This window comes from Cobetia sp. SIMBA_158 (genome assembly GCF_046566945.1).
In the GTDB taxonomy this organism is placed as follows: domain Bacteria; phylum Pseudomonadota; class Gammaproteobacteria; order Pseudomonadales; family Halomonadaceae; genus Cobetia; species Cobetia amphilecti.
On the sequence record NZ_JAWJYL010000826.1, the window covers coordinates 1 to 248 of the forward strand.

Consider the following 248-nt stretch of genomic DNA (forward strand, 5'->3'; position numbering starts at 1 on the left):
GCTATTACTGAAGTAGGTAAACATACTACTGGCAATTTAAATTCATTAAAAATTAAAACAGTGGCGCATGGCGCTAAAGTGTCTGGTTCTGATATTGATAATTTCACATTGGTGGAACTAGGATTCAATTCAGACGGAGATCGTATTGCGAAAAAATTGTCTGATAAGACGAAAAAAGCTTATTTGATTGCGACTCCAGAAACTCGTTACATGGGTGAGTCACTAAGAGACTTTTACAATGGTGACGG

General features: G+C 37.1%; 1 protein-coding gene. It reads left to right on the forward strand.

Translation table 11 applies throughout. The features are described from left to right. Positions 1-248 (forward strand): hypothetical protein (locus R2R70_RS22135; protein WP_410979219.1); only part of this gene is annotated, 248 nt, incomplete at both ends.